This is a genomic window from Streptomyces phyllanthi, assembly GCF_009377205.1.
GTDB classification, from domain to species: Bacteria; Actinomycetota; Actinomycetes; order Streptomycetales; family Streptomycetaceae; genus Streptomyces; species Streptomyces phyllanthi.
Window position 1 is genome coordinate 1 of the sequence record NZ_VJZE01000699.1, and the last position, 3,230, is coordinate 3,230.

Here is a 3,230-nt window from a genome sequence, read left to right on the forward strand (position 1 = left end):
CTCCAGCCCCCGCTACCCCTACAGCCCCCACTCGAGACACAGTGCCTGCTCCTGACACAGCCCCCGTAGCTCCCGCCAGGGACACCGCCCCTACCTCCGGACCATCCGTACGCGACGCCCTCGCCCCCGTCTCCGCCCCGGTTCCCGGCCACCGCACGATGACCACCTTCAGCCCGGCCGACGAGGAGAAGCGCAGGGGCGTACGGCGGATGAAGGCCACGGCGACGGGGCTGCTGCTCTTCGTGGCGCTCGTGTACGTGCTCGCCAAGCTGGCCTCGCACCAGGGCGCCGGGGACTGGGCCGGATACGTCGCGGCGGCCGCCGAGGCCGGCATGGTCGGCGCGCTGGCCGACTGGTTCGCCGTCACCGCGCTGTTCCGTCATCCCCTCGGCCTGCCCATCCCGCACACCGCGATCATCCCCACCAAGAAGGACCAGCTGGGGGTGTCGCTGGGCGAGTTCGTGGGGGAGAACTTCCTCTCCCACGACGTCGTACGGCAGCGTCTGCGCGCCGTGGGCATCGGCAGCCGTCTCGGCGCCTGGCTCGCCGTACCGGACCACGCCGACCGCGTGACCGCCGAGCTCGCCACCGCGCTGCGGGGCGCCCTCACCGTGCTGCGCGACTCCGACGTCCAGGCGGTGGTCGGCGAGGCCGTCACCAGACGCGCCAACGCCCAGGAGATCGCCCCCGGTATCGGCAAGTTGCTGGAGAAGATCGTCGCCGACGGCGGCCACAAACGGGTCGTCGACCTGGTCGTCGGCCGCGCCCAGAGCTGGCTGATCCTCCACGACGAGCAGGTCATGAACGCCGTCCAGGGCGGAGCCCCCGGCTGGACCCCCCGGTTCGTCGACAAGAAGGTCGGCGAGCGCGTCTACAAGGAGCTGCTCCGCTTCGTCACCGAGATGCGCGACTCCCCGTCGCACCCCGCCCGCGGTGCCCTCGACCGCTTCCTCACCGACTTCGCCTCCGACCTCCAGTCGGACACGGAGACGCGCACGCGGGTGGAGCGGCTCAAGGGCGAGGTACTGGGCCGGGGCGAGGTGCAGGACCTGATCGCGTCCGCGTGGACCGCCGTACGGTCCATGATCGTGGCGGCCGCCGAGGACGAGCGCAGCGAGCTGCGGCTGCGCGTACGGGCCTCCCTGCTGTCGCTGGGCTCCCGGATGGCCACCGAGCCCAAGATCCAGGGCAAGGTCGACGGCTGGGTCGAGGGCGCGGCGGTGTACGTCGTCACGACGTACCGACGCGAGATCACCTCCCTCATCACGGACACGGTCGCGAGCTGGGACCCCGAGCACACGACGAAGAAGATCGAGGCGAACATCGGCCGCGACCTGCAGTTCATCCGTATCAACGGCACGGTGGTGGGCTCGCTGGCCGGTCTGCTGATCTACACGGTGTCGCGGGCACTCGGGGCGTAGCCCTCCGGGCCGCGCCGGTCTTTCCGGGCCGCGCCAGCGCTTCCGGGCCCACGCCAGCGCTTCCGGGCCACGCTGGCCCTTCCGGGCCACGCCGGCCTTTCTGGGCCACGCCGGCCATTCTGGGTCGCGCCAGCGCTTCCGGGCCCACGCCGGCCTTTCCGGGCCGCGCCAGTCCTTCCCGGCCGCTCAGCGCTTCCGGGCCGTTTCAAGCCCTCCAAGCCCCTCCAGCCCCTCCGGGCCGCTCGGAATCCCCCAGAGCGTAAGCCGCCGCGGCGCGGGGACTCGGGGGCGTACCCGCGCGTCGCCCGAGGAGGTCGTCCATGTCCGTCTCCGTACCGCAGACCGGCACCGTCACCACCGCCATACCGGCCAGGCTGGACCGTCTGCCCTGGTCGCGCTGGCACTGGACGATCGTGATCGGTCTCGGCACCGTCTGGATCCTCGACGGGTTGGAGGTCACCGTCGTCGGCAACATCGCCGGGCGGTTATCGGAGGAGGGCAGCGGTCTTGCCATCTCGTCCGCGCAGGTCACGGGTATCGCGGCCGCGCTCTACGTGGCCGGAGCCTGCGCGGGGGCACTGTTCTTCGGCCGCCTGACCGACATCTTCGGCCGCAAGAAGCTCTTCATGGTCACGCTCGCGGTCTACCTCGGGGCCACCGCCCTGACCGCCGTCTCCATGGAGTCCTGGTGGTTCTTCGCGTTCCGCTTCCTGACCGGCTTCGGTATCGGCGGCGAGTACGCGGCCATCAACTCCGCGATCGACGAGCTGATCCCGTCGTACTACCGGGGCCGCGTCGACATCGTCATCAACGGCAGCTTCTGGCTCGGCGCGATCGGCGGCTCGCTGCTGTCGATCCTCGCGCTGGACACGGACCTCTTCCCGGCGAACGTCGGCTGGCGTCTCACCTTCGCCCTCGGTGTCGTCCTCGGCCTCGCCATCCTCCTCGTCCGGCGCAGCGTCCCGGAGAGCCCGCGCTGGCTGCTCATCCACGGCCGGGAGAAGGAGGCGGAACGGCTGGTGTCGTCGGTGGAGGCCGAGGTCGCCGCGGACACGGGGCGCGAACTGCCTCCGGCGACCGAGGAGATCACCATCCGCCAGCGCGAGAGCGTCGGCTTCGGCATGATCGCCCGCACGGTCCTCTCCACCTACCGAAGGCGCGCCGCCCTCGGCTTCTCGCTCTTCATCGGCCAGGCCTTCCTCTACAACGCGATCACCTTCGGTTTCGGCGCGATCCTGACCACGTTCTTCGACGTACCGACCTCCGACACCGGCTACTACTTCGCGTTCATCGCGGCCGGCAACTTCCTCGGCCCGCTCCTGCTCGGGCAGCTCTTCGACACGCTCGGCCGCCGGGTGATGATCTCGTCGACGTATCTGCTGTCGGGCCTGCTGCTCTTCGGTACGGCCTGGCTCTTCGACCGGGGTGCGCTGAGCGCGGTGACGCTGACGGTGTGCTGGTGCGTGGTGCTGTTCTTCGCGTCGGCGGGGGCGAGCAGCGCGTATCTGACCGTCTCGGAGGTCTTCCCGATGGAGACCCGCGCGATGGCCATCGCCTTCTTCTACGCCATCGGCACGGCGGCGGGCGGCATCAGCGGACCGCTCATCTTCGCCGACCTGACCGAGTCGGGTGTCGTCGGCGACACGGTCCTCGCCTTCCAGATCGGCGCGTCCCTGATGTGCGTGGCCGGTCTGGTGGCGGCGGCACTGGCCGTACGGGCGGAGCGGCGGTCACTGGAGGACATCGCCCGGCCGCTGACGGCCGCGGGGGGATCGAAGGGCCTGAAGGGTTCCGGGGGAGCGGCGGGGG

2 protein-coding genes are annotated in these 3,230 nt (G+C 70.9%); both read left to right on the forward strand.

Going from position 1 to position 3,230, the window contains the following annotated elements; translation table 11 throughout:
• Positions 1–41: 41 nt before the first annotated feature.
• Positions 42–1,421, forward strand: coding sequence for a DUF445 domain-containing protein (locus FNH04_RS43610; protein WP_322725577.1), 1,380 nt, complete (start codon positions 42–44; stop codon positions 1,419–1,421).
• A 320-nt stretch (positions 1,422–1,741) separates the two neighbouring features.
• The coding region (locus FNH04_RS43615; RefSeq protein WP_152791775.1) for an MFS transporter at positions 1,742–3,230 on the forward strand (1,489 nt) is incomplete at its 3' end.